This is a genomic window from Pedobacter sp. MC2016-15 (assembly GCF_026239695.1).
In the GTDB taxonomy this organism is placed as follows: Bacteria; Bacteroidota; Bacteroidia; order Sphingobacteriales; family Sphingobacteriaceae; genus Pedobacter.
On sequence record NZ_JAPIVS010000003.1, the window covers coordinates 119897 to 141062 of the forward strand.

Genomic DNA, 21166 nt, shown 5'->3' on the forward strand with positions numbered 1-21166 from the left:
ATGGGATTAAAAGCGGCATTAAGTAAACCCTTTGCGGCCTTAATTGTAAAGGCTGCGGAGAAATGGAAAAAGAATGCAGTAGCTGCTCAGCAGGAGACGCTGAAGGCTTTACTGGCGGCTGCAAAAGATACTGCCTTTGGAAAAGACCACCAGTTTGCTGACATCAGTAACTACGAAGACTTTAAGAAAAGAGTACCTGTACGGGATTATGAGGATCTAAGACCTTATATCGACAGGGTTGTAGCCGGGGAGAAAGATGTGATGTGGAAGGGCAAACCTTCGTATTTTGCCAAAACATCAGGCACTACCTCGGGAGCAAAATATATTCCAATCTCTAAAGAATCTATGCCGGAGCACATCAAAGCCGCGCGTAATGCACTGCTTACTTATGTACATGAAACTGGCAAGGCTGATTTTGTAAATGGCAAGATGATCTTCCTGCAGGGGAGCCCTGTGATGACGGAGAAGAACGGTATCAAGCTGGGCCGTTTATCGGGAATCGTCGCTAACCTTGTTCCTGCATACCTCCAGAAGAACAGGCTGCCTTCATATGCCACCAACTGCATCGAGGACTGGGAGCAGAAGGTGGACGCAATCGTGGAGGAAACATACCGCGAAGATATGACGCTGATTTCGGGCATTCCGCCCTGGGCACAAATGTATTTCGACAGGTTAACGGAGAAAACTGGTGGCAAGAAGATCAAGGACATCTTTAAAAACTTTCAGCTGTTTGTGTATGGAGGGGTGAATTATGAACCTTACCGTGCAAAGATCGAAGCCAGTATCGGCAGGAAGATTGACACGATAGAAACTTATCCCACCTCTGAAGGCTTTATCGCTTACCAGGATAAACAGAATGACAAAAGCCTGCTGCTGCTGGCCAGGGCAGGGATGTTTTACGAGTTTATCCCTGCAGATGAATATTACAATGAAAACCCTACACGTTTGAGCCTGGGGGATGTTGAACTGAATACCAACTACGCGCTGATACTGAATACCAATGCCGGCCTTTGGGGCTACAGCATCGGAGATACCATCAAGTTTGTTTCTAAAAACCCCTACAAAATTCTGGTTACAGGAAGGATTAAACATTTTATCTCTGCCTTTGGGGAGCATGTGATCGGCGAGGAGGTGGAGCATGCCTTATTATCTGTAGCCAACGAGGAAAATATTGGCATCACTGAATTTACTGTTGCCCCGCAGGTGAACCCTGCCGCTGGGGAACTTCCTTACCACGAATGGTTTATCGAGTTCTCCAATGAGCCTGAAGACATGGAAGCCTTCAGTAAAAAAGTAGATAAGGCATTGCAAAAGAAAAATATTTACTACTTTGACCTTATTGAAGGCAAAATTCTGCAGCCGCTGATCATTCGGCACCTACCAAAAGATGCATTTGTGAACTATATGCGCGCTGAAGGTAAACTTGGAGGACAGAATAAGGTTCCCCGCTTATCGAATGACAGGAAGATTGCAGAGGGCCTGATTAAATTGACGAATAAAATTTGAAAAATATAACAATACTGGGGTCTACAGGCTCTATTGGTACCCAGGCACTGGACGTGATCCGGGCAAATCCGGCGCTGTATCGTATAGTTGCGCTCACTGCGAATGCGAATGCGGCACTGCTCATTGAGCAGTCGCTGGAGTTCCTGCCAGAAATGGTGGTGATTACTGATGAAAGTCAGTATGCTGCAGTAAAAGCAGGTCTCAGCGGTACAGCTGTAAATGTGCTTGCCGGTGAAAAGGCCTTATGTGAGGCTGCGGCATTGCAAGGTGCCGACCTGGTGCTTACCGCGCTCATGGGCTCGGTGGGACTAAGACCTACCATTGCTGCTATAGAAGCTAAAAAAACTATTGCACTGGCCAACAAGGAAACGCTTGTAGTTGCTGGCGAGCTGGTAACGCGGCTGGCTGCGGAACATGGCGTAAAGATCATCCCCGTAGATTCAGAACATTCTGCCATTTATCAATGCCTGGTGGGCGAAGATCTGGATACCATAGAAAAAATTTATGTGACTGCCTCAGGCGGTCCCTTTCGCGGAAAAGACCGCAATTTCTTATCCACAGTAACCAAAGAACAGGCTTTAAAACATCCCAATTGGGTGATGGGGGCCAAGATTACAATAGACTCTGCCTCCCTGATGAACAAGGGCCTTGAGGTTATTGAAGCCAAATGGCTGTTCAATCTGGATATCAGTCAGATCGATGTGATCGTGCACCCACAATCTATTGTACATTCTATCGTTCAGTTTAATGACGGATCGATGAAAGCGCAGCTGGGATTACCTGATATGAAACTTCCTATTCACTATGCCATGGCTTACCCACAGCGTATAGACAGTAAATTCCCGAGGTTTAACTTCCTGGATTATCCTGAATTTACCTTCGCCAAAGCTGATATGGATACTTTCCGCAACCTCGGCCTTGCCTATACAGCACTGGAAAAAGGAGGGAATATGCCTTGTATCATCAATGCTGCCAATGAGATAGTGGTCGAAGCCTTCCTGAACGATCAGATTGGTTTCCTGGGAATGAGTGATGTGATTGAACAATGTATGTCTGACCTGCCGTTTATCGCGCAGCCAGACCTCAACAATTATATAGAAACAGACGAGCTTACGCGTATATTTGCCCGTGAGCTGGTAACAAAAAAACATTTAGCGATCTAATAGTAAAACAAAAAAACACACAAAAGAAATATATGAACGGATTGATTATGGTTGCCCAGCTGCTTTTGGGATTATCGATACTGGTAATCTTGCATGAACTGGGGCATTTTCTTGCAGCGCGGGCCTTTGGTATTAAAGTAGAGAAGTTTTATTTATTCTTCGACGCCTGGGGCGTAAAGTTGTTTAGTATCACTAAAGGTGGTGTGGAGTACGGTATAGGATGGCTGCCTTTAGGTGGTTATGTTAAAATTGCGGGTATGATTGATGAGTCGATGGACAAAGAACAGATGGCTCTGCCTGCGCAACCATGGGAGTTCAGGTCTAAACCGGCCTGGCAGCGCCTGATTGTGATGCTTGCAGGGGTATTTGTAAATATTGTTGTGGGTATATTCATCTTCTGGATGCTGACTTTTAAATTCGGTGAAACGTACATTGCCAACAGTTCTGTCGTAACGGGTATCAACCCTGGAGTGATCGGAAAACAGATTGGCCTTAAGCAGGGTGACCGTGTGATTGCGGTGAACGGAAAGAAGATCGTCCGCTTTGAGGAATTACTGAGTTCTAAAGTGCTGATGGGAAATACAAACCTGACGATCAGCCGTGAAGGTAAAACGCTGGATGTTAAAGTTCCTGACAATATCCTGAACAAGGTGGCCGACCTCGGGATCGAAGAGTTTATCAGCAGGGCACCGCTGCTCACTACTACGGTGGATACAATAATTAAAGGCAGAACCGCCTCAAGGGTAGGCATGCAAAAAGGCGACAGGATTGTAGCCATTGATAAGGTGCCTGTAAAGTATGATGTAGATGTACGTAAGGAGCTAAAGAAACATACCAAGGGTAGATTTGATGTAGATGCTTACCGGGGTGCTGAACTGCTGCACTTTGAAATGGCAGCTGACAGTACTGGTACTATCGGTATCGGTTTCAATTATGATGAGATTAAAGAAGAAACGATCAACTACAGTCTTTTTGCAGCATTGCCGATAGGCATTAACCAGGCATGGACTTCCTTCAGTGATAATGGTAAGGGGATCTGGAAAGTATTGAGTGGTAAAATTAAAGCAGATAAAGCATTCTCAGGCCCTGTGGCTATTGCGCAAAAGGTTTATGGTGGAGTGTGGATCTGGTCGCACTTCTGGGCTTCTACAGCTTTAATTTCGATTGCACTGGCCTTTATGAACCTGCTGCCTATTCCGGCTCTGGATGGTGGTCATGTGGTGTTCCTTTGCATAGAGATGATAAAGGGGAAACCTCTGGGGGATAAGTTTATGGAAAATGCACAGATTGTAGGTTTCGTGATGCTGCTGTCGCTGATGGTGTTTGTGATCGGTAACGATATCTTTAAGGCCTTTATCAAATGACATTAGGTGTTTGTTCAATGTAAAATATAAAGATAACCGGGTATAACTTACCCGGTTTTTCTATTTTTGGGCAAATCTGAAATTATGACCACGTTATCTATTTTTAAGAAAGTAGCTGTTGCTGAAGGTGTTTCTTACCTGGCGCTGTTATTAATCGCGATGCCGCTGAAATACTTCGCAGGGATGCCTCTGGCGGTTAAGTACACCGGCTGGGCGCATGGACTGCTGTTTGTACTGTATGTGATGATGGTGATTATGTGTGCAATGGAGTATAAGTGGAAGTTTGGAAAGATCATCCTGGTGTTTTTAGCATCATTACTGCCATTTGCTCCTTTCGTAGTAGAGAAACGTTTACATGAAGGTGCTGAGGATCAGGTTAAAGGATAATATTTAAAATAAGGCTTGGAATATTAGGGCCGAATATATACATTTGCATCCCGCTGAATAAGCAATGCCCAGTTGGCGGAATTGGTAGACGCGCTGGTCTCAAACACCTGTGGGAAACCGTGCCGGTTCGACTCCGGCACTGGGTACATAACCGGAGTAATCACTTTTCGAAGATGATACTCCGGTTTTTTTATGCTGTAACTTATTGTTAATGTGGTAAATAAGAAGGGCGGCTTCGTTGACTTTTGTGGTGTGATGTTCCTTTCCGTCAAAAATCCATTTTTCTGGAAACATCACACCAATTATATACCTTTTACCTTCAATATTCGCGTCTGAATATAGTTTAACAAGGCTTTTTAGGCTACGAAGCGCATCAGAAACCAGTAGTTCAATATTAAGCCCATGAGATACCTTTTTCTCTAAATCTTGCAGATCTGATTCAAGCCTGACAATACTTTGTTCTGATTCACTTTTAATCTCTTTATATTCAGTTCCTGTAATCGTTTCTAGAAGCAATAGCTCCCGCGCTTTTGTCAGCTTATTATTCTGTGTGGTTATAGCTTCTGCAATCTTCTTTCTTTCTGACTGAAGAAATTTAGAATTGTCATTGAAGGTATCACAAATGACCATTTGGAACAACTCAGCCATTCCTTTTCTGGGTATGAATCTTTTTAATTCACGTTCGAACGCTTGATTAACATGTTCAGATCGGAAGCGTTGCTTACAGGCAAGTGTGCAGTGATAATAGTAATAATGTGCATTTCTGCCTTTAGATGAACTTCCTGTCATGTTTCTTCCACATACAGGGCATCTTAGAAAGCCTCTCAGGGGATATTCTTCAGGTGAGGATGCTTTTGCCCCACCGTGCAGATAATTTCTTCTCCTGCCATTAATGACGTCCTGAACTTGATAAAAAAGCTTTTCAGAAATGAGAGGCTGGTGCACACCATCTGCTAGATACATTTCTTCGTCCTTGAATTTAGGAACGATTATTTTTCCGCAGTACATCGGATTTCTGATCGCCTCCCAAAAGCTATTTCTACTGCATTTCAGTCCTTTCTCTTTAGCCATCATCCAAATGTGCTCAGTAGCAAAAGTCCCGATTGCGATATTTTCGAACGCCCATCTCATGTGACTGGCTTCAGGCTCATTTAGGGCAATGTATTTCGTTTTTCCGTCCTCTGTACTCTTATTGATATAGCCTGGCAAGGCTTTTCCCATCCAGCGACCTTCCTTCTTTGCTCTACGCATACCATATGTTACATTGAGTGCCCTGCGGTCATTTTCTACCTCTGGCATTGATAGATACACTGCCAGTATGGTTTTGCTTTCTGGTACAGATAGATCTAAAGGCTGTTCAATTGCCAGAGGTTCGATATTGTAGGACATCGTAAGCAGACGGATCATCTGGTAGGCATCAGCGGTGTTCCTGCTAAACCGATCCCATTTAGTGAACATTACATAATCATAGTTCTTTCCCTTCGTTTTTATTAGTTCATCCAGTAATTGTTTCCATTCTGGACGATTGAAAGTTTTGGCAGAATGATCCTCGAAGATGATCTTCTTTACTTCGATATTGTTTCGTTCGCAATGAAGTTGTAGACGTTCGGCTTGATCTCTTTGTGAGAAGCCCTTGTCAGCTTGTTCATCGGTACTGACTCTGATGTATAAGCACGCTTTTTTCATTTACTATTCTCCTTTCATTTTTTTGATTTAAAATACAATCAGTGCTATTTGAAAAGTTTGCTGGGAGTTTTTTTACTATTCGATTTATGCCCCAAATCTTTTTCAATAGCTTGAATAATAGATAATTTAGCGAATTTGTACATCAAATTCAAAATTATTTCGGCTTCTTGTATCGTGATTTCAGTTCCATGCTCTTTAAGAATTTTGACGGCCTTAGCAGGGAAAATTGTACGCTTTGTATAATGGAAATGATGTGTCATATTCTTGTCTGAGATACAAAATTGCTTAGTGAGAGAACAGGTACATCACTAGTCGTGATAAATATATTTTGGATATGGCCTTTCAAACATGACTAGTGATGTTTGGGGATTACTACTCTAAATTAATGGATAACAGATCACTAGCCGATAAGGTGGGAAATTATTAGGCTGACAATTTTAGAATGTTATTTGCGTGATTTTCATTAGCGCCATTCATTACTACATTTACTCACATGTTTAGTTGTTGATTCAATAAATCAAAAAAGATAAAGATTCCAAAGATAGTGACTATTACCAGTTGCTACCTTTGAAACCTATAAAATGGAATCGATAATAAGTCTTTAACCCATTAGTAGTAAACTACGATGGAACCTACATACTTTTCTCGTGAAATTTTTTATGTTTATACCTTTTTACTCAATGGTTATGAAGTCTAAAATATTTATAAGTTATTCGCATCAAGACATTGAATTCACAACCTGGTTAGTAAATAGTCTACGTCATAATGGAGTCGATGTATGGTGGGATTCTCAAGAAATAGCAATTGGGGATTATATTAAAATTAAAATAAGAGATGGTATTCAAGCGAGTTCCTCTTTTATTATAATATTAAGTGAAAACTCAAAAATGTCTCGATGGGTGAAGTATGAATTGAACTCAGCTTTAATGTTTAATGCAACTAAAAACAACATTAAAATAATTCCTGTTAAGATAGATGAATCGGCAGTTCCCAATGATTTGAATAGCTACTTATATATAGATGCATCAAAAGATCGAAATCATGCCCTTGAATCAATTTTAAAAGCGGTAGAGCTTTCGGATCAACCAACTTATCAATTTAATGATTGGAATAGCTTTAGTCCCAAGCTTTTTGAAAAGTTTGTCTTTGATCTACTTATACAGGAGAGCCATAATGTTAGAAGACTCCCTCAAGTACGCCACTCTGGATTTGACTTAGAAATTGAAGAAAAAAACTCCTTGGGACAGACTGAAACAATACTTGTAGAGATAAAGCATTTTAAAACAAATATCAATATTGGGATATTAAGGGAAATTTATGGTGCTCTTATTCTATCTAATGCCAACAAAGCACTGCTCATAACTAGTTCAGAACTTACTAGTAATGCTAAAAAATATGTAGATCAATTGTCACATAAGATTGTAGTGTGGGAAGGTCATACCTTAATTAGTAAACTTAGCGAGTCTACAAATCTCATACATAAATATTTTCCTAAGTTAACACCACAAGATGAGCCGGTTAAACTAATCGACGAAGAACTTCAAGTCACTCAAGATTTAATAAGAGAACTGGACAATTGTCCCGAAGGAATGCTTGGCTGGCAAAAATATGAAGATATTTGTGTGAAAATTTTAAACCGTGTCTTTGTCCCCCCTTTACAAATGCCCCGTATTCAATCAAGGCGAGAATCAGGAATAGATATCAGAGATGCAATATATCCCAATAGATCTACGAATGAAAATTGGAAATTTATACGCGAAGATTATGACGCTAAGTATATCGTCGTTGAGTTTAAAAATTATTCTTTCGATGGGGCAGAAATTGATAAGCATGTCGTTCTCCAGATAGATGATTATTTAAAAAAAACAATTGGAAGATTTGGAATCATTTGCAGCAAAAAACATCCTAATATGAGTGGTCTACAAAAAAGGAAAGACGTTTTCATTGAACACAATAAGCTAATCTTGTTTATAAATAATGACCATTTAAAGGATTTGTTATTACGTAAATATAAAAATATTGACCCAGCAGACGTTATTATTGATTTGATTGACGATTTTAACATGGAATTTTAATATTTATTGAAATAGTGTCAAATAATTTAACTTCGGCTTTCCCGATACTTTTTAGATAACCTTAAAACATACCTCATGGAAAGTAAAACCGTAGAAGAAAGCGTGAGGGGACTTTTATACCCAGCCTATCATAAACTTTACAGCGCCTTAAGCAGCTTAGACAAATTCGAAAAAGGATCAGATTTCTTTGACAACATCTCTCATTTAGATAACTTCTTTTCCGAGTATAGAAATGTCACTTTTATGCTTCAAAAGTCCCTAGCTCATACAGAATATTTAAAAGTATACGAGCAGAATAAGCAAAAATATTTAATCAATAATATTTGCAAATGGTTTTTGGACAAGCGAAATGAAGTTTTGAAAGAAAGACCGTTCGAATTGCAGAAAAAAATCCGCGTAGTAATATATACCGCGAAAGGACATTTATCCTTACCAGAATGGGTATTTACTATTGACAATGATATAGAATATACCACTTTAATTGATACGATGCGACAGTCCCTCATTGAATTAAAACTTGTTGAAGTTATGTTTTCAGCAGAATTCTCATTCTTCGAGAAAGGACAGGATGAGGATTTGTACAGCAATTTCATAGCCGGGATCGAGTATATGAAATTATTTATGCGAGCAATGAAGGAGTCGATAGGTGAATCTTGCAAGTTGTCCGATCAACTTCAATTAAAAATTGATACAATGACATTTTCTCGAATACCTAGGAATATGCTCCTGATAGATGATTATGTCTTTTACACGAAAAGTAATGAATTTGAAAAAGCATCAAGAGCTGAGTTTCATTTTCCTGGACAAGAACAAAAAGTTCCTATCGCTAACCTCGAGGAATTGTTTCCTGGCTCCAAAGATGTGTTTTACAATTTTGTAATGATGCACCTAGTTATCTTTCAACAACAAAAGCTCCTTATGCCAACTTGTTTGATTCTTTATAATGATGGAAAGATGCAATTCAACTCTTTTGAAAGCTCAATAAAAACTACCACCTACAGAAAACTTTATGAAATATCTAGCTTGATAGAGACTATGGGTATCCAAGAAGTATTTTACGTGGGGGAAATGTATCAATATCATAATACGAAACAAATTCTTAGTATGGAAAGTCGAGAACGTGTCAAGTATGTTAATTCAGAGTCCCTTGTTTTTTTTAGCGCCAATCAAGAGTTAACAACGCGTTCATATACTTTTGATACAGCTAGAATAGATGATATGCGATACATAATCTCTATTCTAATAGAAGAAAAGGAAACAATAAAAAATTTGGCCTTTATGAATTCAGTGATCGATGAATTCATTAGATTAGACTCACTCAAAAAAAATAATGGTTAAGGAAATTACATCAAAATTAGTTCATGCCTTTTTACTCTGATAACGAATGTTTTAGATTAGTGGTTTTCAATTGCTATGAGATATTTTTTATACAATTCTATGAAAATTTCATCAATTATTATTAATATGATATACCATAAAAAGTAATTGTGGAATTTGTGATTAGCTTCTGCTAAAGTCTTCAGCGTGGGCAAATTATCTTGGTATGATTGTGTATTGTGAGCGCACCTATTCCTATGTTTAATAAGGTATTCATTGTAAATTTTTTTGATTGAATTCTGATTTTTAACTTCTGCGAATAACGTTTTATTGTCGGTGGCAATATGCTCCGTCTTGATGTCAACTAAAATACTATCCAGAGAAATAAAACTATCCTGATCCCAACTCGCAATATTTGAATGTAACAAAACATTTTTTACGTCTGATGTAGCCATTGTTATTATTGCAGCTATATCTAAATCTCCAATGGTGAAACTATTTCTCTTCTCAATTTGTGCAATTAGATCTGTGAAAACTTTAGCTTTATCCTTATAAGTCGAAAATTCACCAGAACCAGTCCGTGTGAATTCGTATCTAAATTCGTAATCTTCAGTGGCCATTTCCCAACAAATACATTTCATTTTCTGTTCTTGAAAACCAGTCATTCTTAAAAAAGCTGATTGCATGACGTATTCGTTCAGAGGATAGGTTTCCATACCATTACCAATACCGGCATTTGCATGTACTACCTCGTTTAAAATTTCAAATATGGGCGATAAAATAAAATCTGTATGTTTAGCCATTTAAATACTTATTGTAAATTTCTATCGACGCATCTATGCGAGCTCTTAAATATTTGAGAGCACTTGGAGCTTTCCTATGTCCTTCATCCGCTTTGAATTCAATAATTTTCGCGTCAATATCATTTCTCAAATTACTATTTTGAGCTGCATCAACCACTTTGTCTTGGAATACTATGCTGTAAATTAAACCAAAAAGAAATGTATCCATTTCAATAATTGAAGCAAATTGTTTTGGAATATCTAAATCATTTATAGTTTGTTCAAGTCTCTCAAATCGTTGATTATAATTGCCCTCAGGAAATATTGTTGTGAATTCGGTGAACTTTGGTGACGCAGTATCTCCAGCAACAGAAAATATATATTCTTCATAGTAGTCTTCCATTTTTGATTTAAATCCTCTTCCAACTCGGCTTGTGCTACCTTCCTTAACATATTGTGATAAATATGCCAGAAATCTAACAAAGTCTACAACAGCAACACTACTAAAATTCTTGATAGTTATTTGCTTAATGAAAGTTGGATTAAAATATTTTTCAAGGTCATTTTTTAGGAAATAAAGTGATGCTCTACTTTCTTGTGGAAGTAGGCGTTGTCCTTGAGCATTAATATTACGGAAGACAGAGGAATAATATTGTTGTTGAGCATCATGATCTTCGGTATGAGGAACTAAATAAGAAAAACCCAGAAATGTTTTTTTTAAAAATTCATCGTTTACATCGAAATTTATCGATTTATATTTTCCCTGACCAAGTTTGGCAAGGATGTCCGCTTTTGTTTTTCCCTTCGCCGTCAGATTACGCATACTCCAGTTGAGAATAGTATCAACTGGCTCATCATCATCAACATCATCGTCATTTTCGTTAGGCAATCTTTCAATTGTTCCTATGTAAGTTGCTGAATCAGGAAATAATCCAAGATAGGCGAGAAGTATAGTAGTTAATCTCTGTTGACCATCAAGAATAAGATTTTGATTGGTATGTTCATCCTTCTTGAATGCTCCGATGATTATCGGTGGGACAAATTGTTTTTTCTTAAAGGTTTCTACAAGTAATTTAACTCTATTTTCATCCCACACAAAAAACCTTTGATAATCGGGAAGTATAATGTTACCTTTTAAAATTAGTTCCAGCCAGTGCATAAGTGAGTACTGGCCGTAATATACTCGGTTGTCCATTGATGATGTGATTATTTTTTACATAAAACTACATTTTTATAATTAATAACCATTTTTTTGTGCAGTAATTAATGTTAAGATAATATTTATCCAAATGTAGTTAGCGTAAAAGAATAGCACAGTAATTTAAGATTTTTCTGTCGACATATTACGTAAGCGTTTAGATATTCGGTCACTACTAGTGATATAACCAAATCCTTAAATTACAACTTTGATTATCAAAACAGATAATCATGAACACCAACAAAAATCCAAATGTGAAAGGCCGTAAGTTTCACGGCAGCCCCTACCTTATACTGAAGCTGTTAAAACCCTCACCGCGACAAAAAATTAAGCGACTTCTTAGAGCTTGCATTGCTCCAGATCATACACGATCAAAGCCCACCAATGATCAATTACTGGGCACGTAATTTCATCATTGCATAGATTTGCTGTTTCCCTCATTTCAGTGTTCCAAAACTACTGCTTTTAGGAGCTTCGTTGTAGCCCACTCGGTCTAAGCAAAGATGTATTTTCGTCCACGAAAATCTTTGCCACTGTTCCAGTTGGCTTAAAGGGGCTGCGGAACTTGCCACTTTACAAATCTTAAAAACTTTAGTTATGCCAAGGAAAAAAAGCATAAAGCCTGATCAAGTTTTAACGCACTTTGTCCGAACAAGAGTGACAGAGGCGGTCTACAAACGTTTGGAAAAAATCAGTCTCAGTAGCGATTGCCATTCTATTGGTGAAGTGGCGAGGAAAATTTTGAGCCAGGAGAACATCACAGTGTTCTATAAGGACATGACGTTAAATACGGTCATGGAAGAATTGGCTTTAATTAGAAAAGAGCTACGGTCTATAGGTGTCAATATTAACCAGATCACAAGGAGCTTCAATCAGGACAAAGCGGAAATGCACCGAGCTTTCCATGTGTTGAAGGCTGCTGATCAATATAAAATGGTAGATGCGAAAGTGGATCGACTTTTATTTGTGATCTCTAAACTTGCTCAAAGATGGTTGCACGAATAAGTATCGGTAAAAGCATCCGAGGAACCCTGCACTATAATGAAAACAAGGTGGATGGGGGGGAAGCTCATCTTTTAATGGCAAGTGGCTTTGCAGGAGATATAGAACAGATGACCTTTATGCAGAAGTTGAACCGCTTTAATCATCTTTTACAATTAAAACCTGATGTTAAAACCAATACCGTCCACATCTCATTAAATTTTCATTCGAGTGAAAATCATGATGATAGTAAACTGCAAAAGATCGCTACCAGCTATATGAATAGGATTGGCTTCGGAGATCAGCCTTTTTTAGTTTACCGTCATGATGACGCAGCGCACCAGCACTTACATATTTTAACCACTAATATTACTGCAAATGCTGAACGAATAGATCTTCATGACATAGGCAGAAAGAGATCGGAACCTGCTCGGAAAGCTATTGAGGAGGAATATGATCTTATAAAGGCAGAATCCCATAAACTCAAATTGCAACCTGATCTTCAGCAAGTGGATTTAGAGAAAGTACAGTACGGCGCGATCCCAACAAAAAGGGCGATCAGCAATACAGTTACAGCAGTCACAAGAGACTACAAGTTTACAACCCTTGCTGAATACAATGCGATTTTGAAATGTTTCAACGTTATGGCTCTTCGAGGAGAATCGAATACACCAATGTATAATAATAAAGGTTTAATGTTCTCATTAATTGATAAAGCGGGAAATCCTATTGGAGTTCCTATAAAATCCAGTTCCTTTTATTCAAAACCTACCTTGAGAAATCTGGAGAAAAAGTTTGAAAAGAACATCAAGAAAAAATCTGTTTTCAAAGAAGATCTTAAGGCTCGCATTGATACGATACTTAAATCCGGCCGTAACTTTAACGAGGGGAGTTTAAAAGAAGAAGCTGCCAAATTGAATGTGGATATCATTTATCGCAGAACTGAGCAAGGACTTCTTTTCGGTATAACGTTCGTCGATCATAAAAACAAGGTCGTTTTTAATGGCAGTGAGTTGGGTAAATCATACGCGGCTAAAGCAGTAAATAGCCAGTTCCTGAGTAATTCAATTCCTCAACAAAAATCTGAACGCAGTTTACGTCCCTCAATACGACGCAATCAAACCACTAAGAGCCCTTTACCTTCAACGACGATCAAAAATGATTTTATTTCTTCACCGAAATCGAGAGCTATACCTCTGGAACCAGATGCGAACTATAATATGTCAAGACGAAGGAAGAAAAGAAAAAAACGCAATCAACAAATTAATCAGGGACTTAAACTATAAATAATATGTTATGGAAACAGGAGAAGATATACAAGGATTGCGCAAAGTCATCGATCTTACAAGATTGATCAGCGTTACTATATTATGCTTTCATTTTTATTTCATTTGTTACAAAGTCTTCCATGACTTTGGTCTAACCGCAGCAGTTACTGACAAACTCTTAGGCAACATTGCAAAAACCGGTCTATTCGTTGGTTCTGTAAGATCAAAGGTAGCAGCACTCTTGTTTTTGGTGATTTCAGTATTTGGAAAGAGTGGGAAGAAAGACGAAAACGTTAAAATGAAACATATAGGCGGCTATATAATATGTGGCCTTTTTCTCTATTGGCTAAGTGTTCTGATATTCTTTCTACCCGTGAATACCATAATGATTTCTGGAATATACATTTCAGTAACCGTTATAGGGTACGTTATGATCTTAATGGGTGGGGCATGGTTAACGCGTGTACTGAAGCTTCAATCGAATAAAGATATATTCAATTCAGAGAATGAGAGCTTCCCCCAAGAGGAAAGACTACTGCAAAATGAATATTCAGTAAATATTCCGACCAAGTATAAATTCAAAGGACAGATCAGGGACGGTTGGTTTAATTGTATCAATCCTTTCAGGAGTATTTTGGTTTCGGGATCAGCAGGAGCAGGTAAGACGTATTTCGTTATCCGCCACATCATAGACCAACATCTTCAAAAGGGATTTTCTATGCTTTTATATGACTTTAAGTTTGATGACCTCAGTAAAATGGCCTACAATAAGCTATTGAAGTATGCGAAGAATTATGACGTAAAACCAAAATTTTATGTGATTGATCTGGAAAATCCTAAACATCGATGTAATCCTCTTGATCCTGACAGCATGTTAGACATAACTGACGCTACTGAATCCAGTCGAACGATTATGCTCGGTTTGAATAAACAGTGGCTTCAAAAATCGGGAGATTTCTTTGTAGAAAGCCCAATCAATTTTTTAACGGCTGTGATATGGTTCCTGAGAAAATATCAAAATGGCAAATATTGTACGCTGCCTCATGTTATTGAACTAATGATGATAGATTACGATCCCTTATTCACTTTATTGCAGCAAGAGGAGGAAGTTAAAGCGTTAATAAACCCTTTTATTTCTGCATACCGAAATAATGCCAGTGCTCAATTAGAAGGGCAGATTGCCAGTGCAAAAATTGGTTTGGCTCGACTTTCCTCTCCTCAGCTATATTACGTTTTGTCTGGTAATGACTTTACTCTTGATATCAATAACCCGGAGGAGCCAAAAATTGTGTGTATTGGTAATAATCCTCAGAAAATAGAAACTTATGGAGCAGTACTATCCTTATATGTTAGCCGCCTGCTTAAGATGGTGAACAAAAAAGGAAAATTAAAGTCTAGCTTGGTTTTCGATGAATTTCCGACTATTGTTGCAACGGGTATTGTTAGTACCATAAGTACAGCAAGAAGTAATCTGGTGAGTGTAACACTGGGAATACAATCCATTGAACAAGTTAAAAAAGAGTATGGGGCAGAATTTGCAGAAATTATCGCAGGAATCTCCGGTAACATCATCAGTGGCCAAGTAACAGGAGACAGTGCTAAGCGTCTGTCCGAAAGTTTCGGAAAAATAATGCAGGACAGGGAGAGTCTCAATATCAACAGTAGCGATACTTCTGTTACAAGATCGACTCAAATGGACTCAGCAATTCCAGCATCTAAAATTGCAACGTTATCTTCGGGTGAGTTTGTAGGAGTGGTATCTGATAGCCCTGACGAAAGGATCAAGTTGAAAATGTTTCATGCGGAATTTCAAAACGATCATAATGCTATAGCTCTTGAGGATGCTAATTATGTTCCACTTCCAGAAATTCGCAAGGTTTCTTTTGAAGATCTTCAGGAAAACTACCTGAAGATTAAGAATGATATTCAGCAATTAATCTTAAATCAGCTTGGGGAGCAAAAACCTGACAAGCCACTATCTACCAAGAACGTCGAATCAAAATCAAAGAAGACTCGCGGAAGGCCAACGTCAAAGAAACCAGTGAAATCAATTAAAGAGACTAAGGCAATTTCATTGTGAAGCTAGTAACTGGCAAACTCAAATGACACATTAATTCTTTGACACGCTGAAAATAGTATTACAGCGGAGAGAGCAAATAATTATTTCATTTCAATTCGAATTGAGAATTTTAATGATAATCACTTCTATATTAAATTCTACATAGGCCTTCATTTGATCAATTGTAGCTTCATCTAAAAACCGCTCTAATACTTGTAAGTTAAATTTTGCCGATAATCTGAAAGCTTGCTGCTGATTTTTAATATGACTATGCATAATTGATAACGGCACATGCTTTATCAAATTAGCGTTCTCAATTTTCCAACCTATGCAACTATTCCTATGAAGTGGATTTTCTAGACTGAATTGGCTATCAGGGTTTTCAGCCAAAAATGCACAAGCGATGCTGTAAGTGTCACTATGGAATGTTTTCTTTACGGCATAATATGCCCGATTCCCTATAAATGTACCTGTCATATCCTAATATTGGGTTCCCACAAATATACGAATTTTCAAAATTTAACGTGATATATCACGTTTTCAGAGGTGTTAATTTTCTTTCAATTAGTACCTGTAATGGGTAATGAAATCAATAAGAAAAGACGTAATGAAAAAGCACTTAAAAAATTAGGTGAAAATATCCGTCATTACCGATTATTGAGGAAGTTAACAATCTCAGAACTTGCATTCAAATGTAATACTCAGGACAAGACTATTTACACTTATGAACATGCTACAGTTGATATGAGTATTACCATGTTAACTATTGTTGCCAAGGCATTGGAAGTATCGATACTTCAACTATTAGAAGGGGTAGAGTAAACTATAAACTCTTCCATTTTTTGGATAACCAGTAAGCTTAAACTCTCGCGTGTCCCAAGCTATATTTCTCCCGCAAATAAAAAATGAATATTGATATTTTATTTAGCAACATTTGCATTGATATTGTTTTACTAAAAATATTAGTATACGTTTGCTGCTATGGAAGAAATCGATATGGGCTATTATGCAATACGTACACTTCTACCTGCCATCATGGATTGGGTAGACAATTCGAGAATCAAAAAAGCTTTACCTGATCACCCTTGCAAGTTTTTGACGCAGTTGGGCAATTGTTCCGTACAGATAAGTTTATCCTATCTCTCTAAGGAATACCTACAGAAGCATGTAGAGCCAAATTTTCAAAGATATTGTAATGCTTTTACTGAACAATTGAAACCAGTACTAAGAAAGTGGTGTATTAAATGTAACATGACTGAAGTACGAATTGACCTGCGTTATACTGCACATTTGGTATACGGTACTAGTGTTCACGTCATCGTAAGCAGGGAAGAATTGAAGAATTATCACAATGTTTAAATATAATTTAGATACATCATCATGTGATGATCTGCGAGCTGATTATGGGCACCAATATTAAGAAATTCCTTAAGAGGCATGTCGTATAAATGATAGATAAAAAATAATTCATTTCTCACAACTAATAGGAATAATATTATAGTTGCTTTAGCGTTATCTTGATATTCCTCAGCGAAAATACACCCGTTCTCTCTGAAGCGTAGTAATTAACTTTTGCCTATAATTAATATTGTAGTTAGAATATGATAACAGCCAAACATTCAGACAGGGATGCTGTGGTAGAAATCCTGATGAGTTCATTTGTAAATAACAAAAGTATTACCAGCTTGGTGGGAACTGAGAAAGGATCTGAAAAGAGGCTGAAGTCGCTCATGAATTATGCTTTCGCGGAGTGTATGGATACAGGCATGGTCTATCTTTCAGAAGATTTCAAAGCTTGCGCCCTAGTGATCTTTCCTGAAAAAAAGAACGGGAACTTGATGTCCTTATTTCGCGATTTAAAATTGATCTTCTCTGTAATTGGAATTTCTAACATTTCAAAAATTCTCAAAAAAGAATCCATAATAAAAAAAGTCCAAAATGCTGAGAAACCGCGTTTTTATTTGTGGTTTCTGGGCGTAGATGAGAGATTCCAAGGTAAGGGGATTGGGACAGACCTGCTTCGTCAATTATTAGATGAAAGTTCAAAATTGGATCGGGAACTTTTATTAGAGACTTCTACCGAGAGAAATCTTCCTTTTTACGTAGCCAATGGTCTGAGGTTGTATGCGGATGTGGATGTAGGATATAAGCTTTACTTTTTTAAATCAATTGTAAAATAATCTATTCCGCTTCCTGATACTTCTTTCGGATTATGTTGGTTTTTGGCTCAGAGATGCACGTGTTGACTTTTGTCTTCCTGATCATCGAGTTAATGATGTTTGCCATACAATGCTGGTCTTATTATATCTGGCCAAAAGATCGAGCGCGACTGCTTTATCTTATCTTGCTATTATTACTGATCATTTATAATGTTACGGGTGGGCTTTTTCCTGATGAGCATATCACTTTAATTCCTGTGTATATTCAGAATATACTGGCATACGGATCGGGTTTTATTATGGCTTCTTACTTCCCTTTCTATTTCTATAAAGCATACAACCTTTCGAGCTTGCGGTTTGTCGCAATTTTCGGTATACCAATCTTTGTGCTGCTACCGTACATTATATTTTTTGTCATTATATATTCTTTTACTAGAGATCTCGGTTTTGCTATTCACTATGGACTCATTATTCCGTTTCTTTATTCACTATATGTTCTGTGGGCAATTCTGAAAGCAATTCGCCATTACATAAAAATTAACAGGGAAGATGGCTATCCTCTGAAAAGAACTGAAATGTTGCTTGTTTACTTAGCCGTCTTTCCCTGGGTTTGTCTAGCAGTCTTTTCATACTTCAATATCACCCAGTGGATTGAGGTGCTCTTCACAAATATTGGATTTATTATTATCACTATACTTTTTCTGCAAAGACGCGGCAAGGCTGAACGATTTGAAAAACTGCGACTTATTGATCGAGATGAGCTGATTAAAAAGCAAAATGAAGATTTTAAACAAAATTGCAGGAACTATAACTTAACGAAGCGAGAATGCGAAATAGCTGAGTTGCTGTGCAGAGGTTTAACTTATAAAGAGGTAGGAGCAACCCTATTTATTGCGGAAAATACTGTTGATGCGCATGTACAAAAGATCTTTGGAAAAACAGGGGTTAATAAAAAAATCGATTTGCGAAATGTACTAGGATATGTTGGATAGTCAAAGATACGTATGATTGCGTAGATGATTCTTTTCTAGTGAACTATCCCTATATATAAAAATCAGGGACAATCCTTACTTTTTTTTCTGGGCGTTTTAGGAAATTGGTTCTCTCTTAAATTATTTGCCTATAGAACATTTGTACAAACACCTATCCGAAGTATACCAATTATCGCCAGTTAACAGGCAGGTTAGGCTAACTTAAAATTCTATCCTATGTACAAAAACATCGCAAAACAAGACTTTCGTAAATTATTGATTAAGTTAGATGCACTAATAGCAGATCGTAATTTAAGCCTCATTGAAAAATTCAATCAGTCAATTGCCCTGGTCAATGATTTCTTGCATGAAGTTAGGTCTCAGGTCACAAGCGTTGCATTTCAGGACAAATTTGAAGAAATCTACTTTTTCAAGTTTGAAAAGCCAGAATACTATGCACAAAAAATCTATCAGGTTGCCTTATTCACTTTGCTGAATCAAAAGCCTGTTGGAACTGTGGAAATGATCAAAACATATTTCGTTGACGAACTTGCCTTTGTTTCACGTTTTTTCAAACAACATGCCTTCTATTATGAGTATTACCGATCTGGTTTCACAGAACTGGATGAGCCTTTGTTTCTTAGGGAATCCTTGATTGCATCTCCTTTGCTAATCGATCTTCCTGACCTTGATCCCGAATTCTCAACCGGAGGAGACTATTTGTTCGCTAAGTTCATAGCATATGAACAACTGCGGGACTACATTCTGGATGAGCTTAAAAAATTAGAGAATAAAGATGCTAGTCGTCTGCCATCATTGGGGAAAGACAAAAAGCGATTCGATTGGACAGGGGAAATGATCAACATCGTTGAAATGGGATATTCATTGTATGTATCCAAACAAATGAATGACGGTAAAGCATCATTAGCAGACATTTTCCGCTGGCTGGAGGAATCATTTGGTGTGGAGTTAGGTATTCCCGCTAATCGATTTAGAGAAATAAAACGGAGAAAGCGGATCACACGAACTCATTTTTTAGATTCTTTACGATCAGATTTATTGGATTATATGGATAAGGATGATAATTAATTAAGTCCCATTGTACACAAGCCTATTCTGAACTGAATTAATATTTTTTGATCACTACTAGAGATCAACCCGTTTGCAGGATTTGAAACTTTGCTTTCGTATTCCATTGCAATGTCGCATTGGATTAAAGAACAGTAATATGAACTTGAACAATTTCACTTGGCAGGACTTTCTGCTTGCCGCCATGATCCTTAGTAGCATCTGGTATGTAGCTATCGGTCTGTTCTTTTATCGAAAGGAGATTTTGAATTTCATTTCAGGGAAAAACGATGATGTGTTAGACCCTCTTCCTCATCATTGGGATGATCATGTAGATCTTCTAGATGATGACTTAGTTGGGACTAAAGCCGAGGCGGAAGGTGTAGAAGTACTTGAAGCTGAAGATTTCAGTTTTTCCAAAACCAGAAACGGAGAGGAGGATGAAGATACTTTGGAGGTAATCGCGGATTTTCAGAAGGAGATCAAAGACACTTTCAATCTGTTGGCAGCGGAAGACGGCAGCAAAGAAGATTTTTTTTCACTATTTGAATTAGTACGTAGCAGGTATCGGCACACGTTGATATCTGAATCTGTGCCCATACTCAATGAGCTAATAAAGGATCATGCCCCGTTTTACCTCTCTGACGAAGAACTGAATAACCTATGGATTTAGGCTGAAAATATTTCTGAATGCAAAATTGATTAAGGTTCCTTTCCAAAAATTGAATGGCGGCTTATAGTTACCGCTTTGTAAGGAACTCTAGATTAAAAATTACATGAAGAAACAATTTAAAACACCGAACAAACAATTGATACGCAAGTTCAGGCTGCTTACAATACTGCTTTGTGCTTACAATTTATTTAATGCGTCAGTCGCATTGGCTCAAGATGGAGTCGCTGGTATTCAGGAAGCAACAAATAAGGTAGTAAGCTATTTTGATACTGGTTGCGACCTAATGTACGCTATCGGTGCGGTTGTAGGTTTAATTGGTGCAGTCAAAGTTTTCAATAAGTGGAATGCAGGTGAACCTGATACTAATAAGGTTGCTGCAGCATGGTTTGGCTCCTGTATCTTCTTAGTGGTAGTGGCAACAGTGTTAAAATCATTTTTTGGGATATAGCTTCTGAGGAATAGGTTTCAAATAAAATTAAGGTGAACGGAGCAAATCGCTTGAGCAAGAA

19 protein-coding genes and 1 tRNA gene are annotated in these 21166 nt (G+C 37.8%); 16 read left to right on the forward strand and 4 right to left on the reverse strand.

Annotated features, from left to right (window positions below):
* The 5 genes from OQY15_RS09505 to OQY15_RS09525 all read left to right on the forward strand — a co-directional run bounded on the left by OQY15_RS09505 (position 1) and on the right by OQY15_RS09525 (position 4566).
* Positions 1-1506 (forward strand): GH3 auxin-responsive promoter family protein, encoded by a 1506-nt coding sequence (locus OQY15_RS09505; protein ID WP_265790727.1) that lies wholly within the window; start codon positions 1-3, stop codon positions 1504-1506.
* Complete coding sequence (locus OQY15_RS09510; RefSeq protein WP_265790729.1) at positions 1503-2669, forward strand: 1-deoxy-D-xylulose-5-phosphate reductoisomerase; 1167 nt, start codon at positions 1503-1505, stop codon at positions 2667-2669. Before OQY15_RS09505 ends, OQY15_RS09510 begins: the two co-directional genes overlap by 4 nt.
* Positions 2670-2701: 32 nt before the next feature.
* Positions 2702-4033 (forward strand): RIP metalloprotease RseP, encoded by a 1332-nt coding sequence (rseP, locus tag OQY15_RS09515; RefSeq protein ID WP_265790731.1) that lies wholly within the window; start codon positions 2702-2704, stop codon positions 4031-4033.
* An 84-nt stretch (positions 4034-4117) separates the two neighbouring features.
* Positions 4118-4420: a DUF3817 domain-containing protein gene (locus tag OQY15_RS09520; RefSeq protein ID WP_265790733.1), complete on the forward strand. Its 303-nt coding sequence runs from the start codon at positions 4118-4120 to the stop codon at positions 4418-4420.
* A 66-nt stretch (positions 4421-4486) separates the two neighbouring features.
* Positions 4487-4566, forward strand: a tRNA-Leu gene (locus OQY15_RS09525).
* Here the strand turns inward: OQY15_RS09525 and OQY15_RS22405 are convergent.
* Positions 4520-6106 (reverse strand): recombinase family protein, encoded by a 1587-nt coding sequence (locus tag OQY15_RS22405; protein WP_265792114.1) that lies wholly within the window; start codon positions 6104-6106, stop codon positions 4520-4522. The two genes, OQY15_RS09525 and OQY15_RS22405, sit on opposite strands and share 47 nt — an antisense overlap.
* A gap of 686 nt (positions 6107-6792) precedes the next feature.
* On the opposite strand from OQY15_RS22405, the gene OQY15_RS09535 reads away from it, so the two are divergent.
* On the forward strand, positions 6793-8181 hold the full coding sequence (locus OQY15_RS09535) for a TIR domain-containing protein (RefSeq protein WP_265790735.1): 1389 nt from the start codon (positions 6793-6795) through the stop codon (positions 8179-8181).
* Between the two features lie 75 nt (positions 8182-8256).
* Entirely contained in the window at positions 8257-9519 is a 1263-nt protein-coding gene (locus OQY15_RS09540) for a hypothetical protein (protein WP_265790737.1), read from the forward strand.
* A gap of 56 nt (positions 9520-9575) precedes the next feature.
* Here the strand turns inward: OQY15_RS09540 and OQY15_RS09545 are convergent, their stop codons facing one another.
* Both OQY15_RS09545 and OQY15_RS09550 read right to left on the reverse strand, forming a co-directional pair.
* The gene (locus OQY15_RS09545; protein WP_265790738.1) at positions 9576-10301 is read right to left on the reverse strand and encodes a hypothetical protein; all 726 of its coding nucleotides are present in this window, start codon (positions 10299-10301) and stop codon (positions 9576-9578) included.
* Positions 10294-11475 carry a DUF262 domain-containing protein gene (locus OQY15_RS09550; protein WP_265790740.1) on the reverse strand — a complete coding sequence of 394 codons (1182 nt, stop codon included), beginning with the start codon at positions 11473-11475 and terminating at the stop codon, positions 10294-10296. Before OQY15_RS09550 ends, OQY15_RS09545 begins: the two co-directional genes overlap by 8 nt.
* A 600-nt stretch (positions 11476-12075) precedes the next feature.
* On the opposite strand from OQY15_RS09550, the gene mobC (OQY15_RS09555) reads away from it, so the two are divergent.
* Genes mobC (OQY15_RS09555) through mobC (OQY15_RS09565) form a run of 3 tightly spaced genes read left to right on the forward strand, consistent with a single transcriptional unit; the run spans position 12076 to position 15807 of the window.
* On the forward strand, positions 12076-12483 hold the full coding sequence (gene mobC, locus OQY15_RS09555) for a plasmid mobilization relaxosome protein MobC (protein WP_265790742.1): 408 nt from the start codon (positions 12076-12078) through the stop codon (positions 12481-12483).
* Positions 12468-13745, forward strand: a complete 1278-nt coding sequence (locus OQY15_RS09560; RefSeq protein ID WP_265790745.1) for a relaxase/mobilization nuclease domain-containing protein — start codon at positions 12468-12470, stop codon at positions 13743-13745. The genes mobC (OQY15_RS09555) and OQY15_RS09560 overlap by 16 nt, the downstream gene beginning before the upstream one ends.
* Positions 13746-13755: 10 nt before the next feature.
* Entirely contained in the window at positions 13756-15807 is a 2052-nt protein-coding gene (gene mobC, locus OQY15_RS09565) for a conjugal transfer protein MobC (RefSeq protein ID WP_265790747.1), read from the forward strand.
* A gap of 90 nt (positions 15808-15897) precedes the next feature.
* On the opposite strand, the gene OQY15_RS09570 is transcribed toward mobC (OQY15_RS09565), so the two are convergent.
* Positions 15898-16263, reverse strand: a complete 366-nt coding sequence (locus tag OQY15_RS09570; RefSeq protein WP_265790748.1) for a hypothetical protein — start codon at positions 16261-16263, stop codon at positions 15898-15900.
* 99 nt (positions 16264-16362) lie between these two features.
* On the opposite strand from OQY15_RS09570, the gene OQY15_RS09575 reads away from it, so the two are divergent.
* The 6 genes from OQY15_RS09575 to OQY15_RS09600 all read left to right on the forward strand — a co-directional run bounded on the left by OQY15_RS09575 (position 16363) and on the right by OQY15_RS09600 (position 21105).
* The gene (locus OQY15_RS09575) at positions 16363-16608 is read left to right on the forward strand and encodes a helix-turn-helix transcriptional regulator (RefSeq protein WP_265790750.1); all 246 of its coding nucleotides are present in this window, start codon (positions 16363-16365) and stop codon (positions 16606-16608) included.
* A 779-nt stretch (positions 16609-17387) separates the two neighbouring features.
* Positions 17388-17966 (forward strand): GNAT family N-acetyltransferase, encoded by a 579-nt coding sequence (locus tag OQY15_RS09580; protein WP_265790752.1) that lies wholly within the window; start codon positions 17388-17390, stop codon positions 17964-17966.
* A 32-nt stretch (positions 17967-17998) separates the two neighbouring features.
* Complete coding sequence (locus tag OQY15_RS09585) at positions 17999-18937, forward strand: helix-turn-helix transcriptional regulator (RefSeq protein ID WP_265790754.1); 939 nt, start codon at positions 17999-18001, stop codon at positions 18935-18937.
* A 216-nt stretch (positions 18938-19153) separates the two neighbouring features.
* Positions 19154-20005 (forward strand): RteC domain-containing protein, encoded by an 852-nt coding sequence (locus OQY15_RS09590; protein ID WP_265790756.1) that lies wholly within the window; start codon positions 19154-19156, stop codon positions 20003-20005.
* 139 nt (positions 20006-20144) lie between these two features.
* Entirely contained in the window at positions 20145-20657 is a 513-nt protein-coding gene (locus OQY15_RS09595) for a hypothetical protein (RefSeq protein ID WP_265790758.1), read from the forward strand.
* A 103-nt stretch (positions 20658-20760) separates the two neighbouring features.
* Positions 20761-21105 carry a DUF4134 domain-containing protein gene (locus tag OQY15_RS09600; RefSeq protein WP_265790760.1) on the forward strand — a complete coding sequence of 115 codons (345 nt, stop codon included), beginning with the start codon at positions 20761-20763 and terminating at the stop codon, positions 21103-21105.
* The last annotated feature ends 61 nt before the right edge of the window (positions 21106-21166 follow it).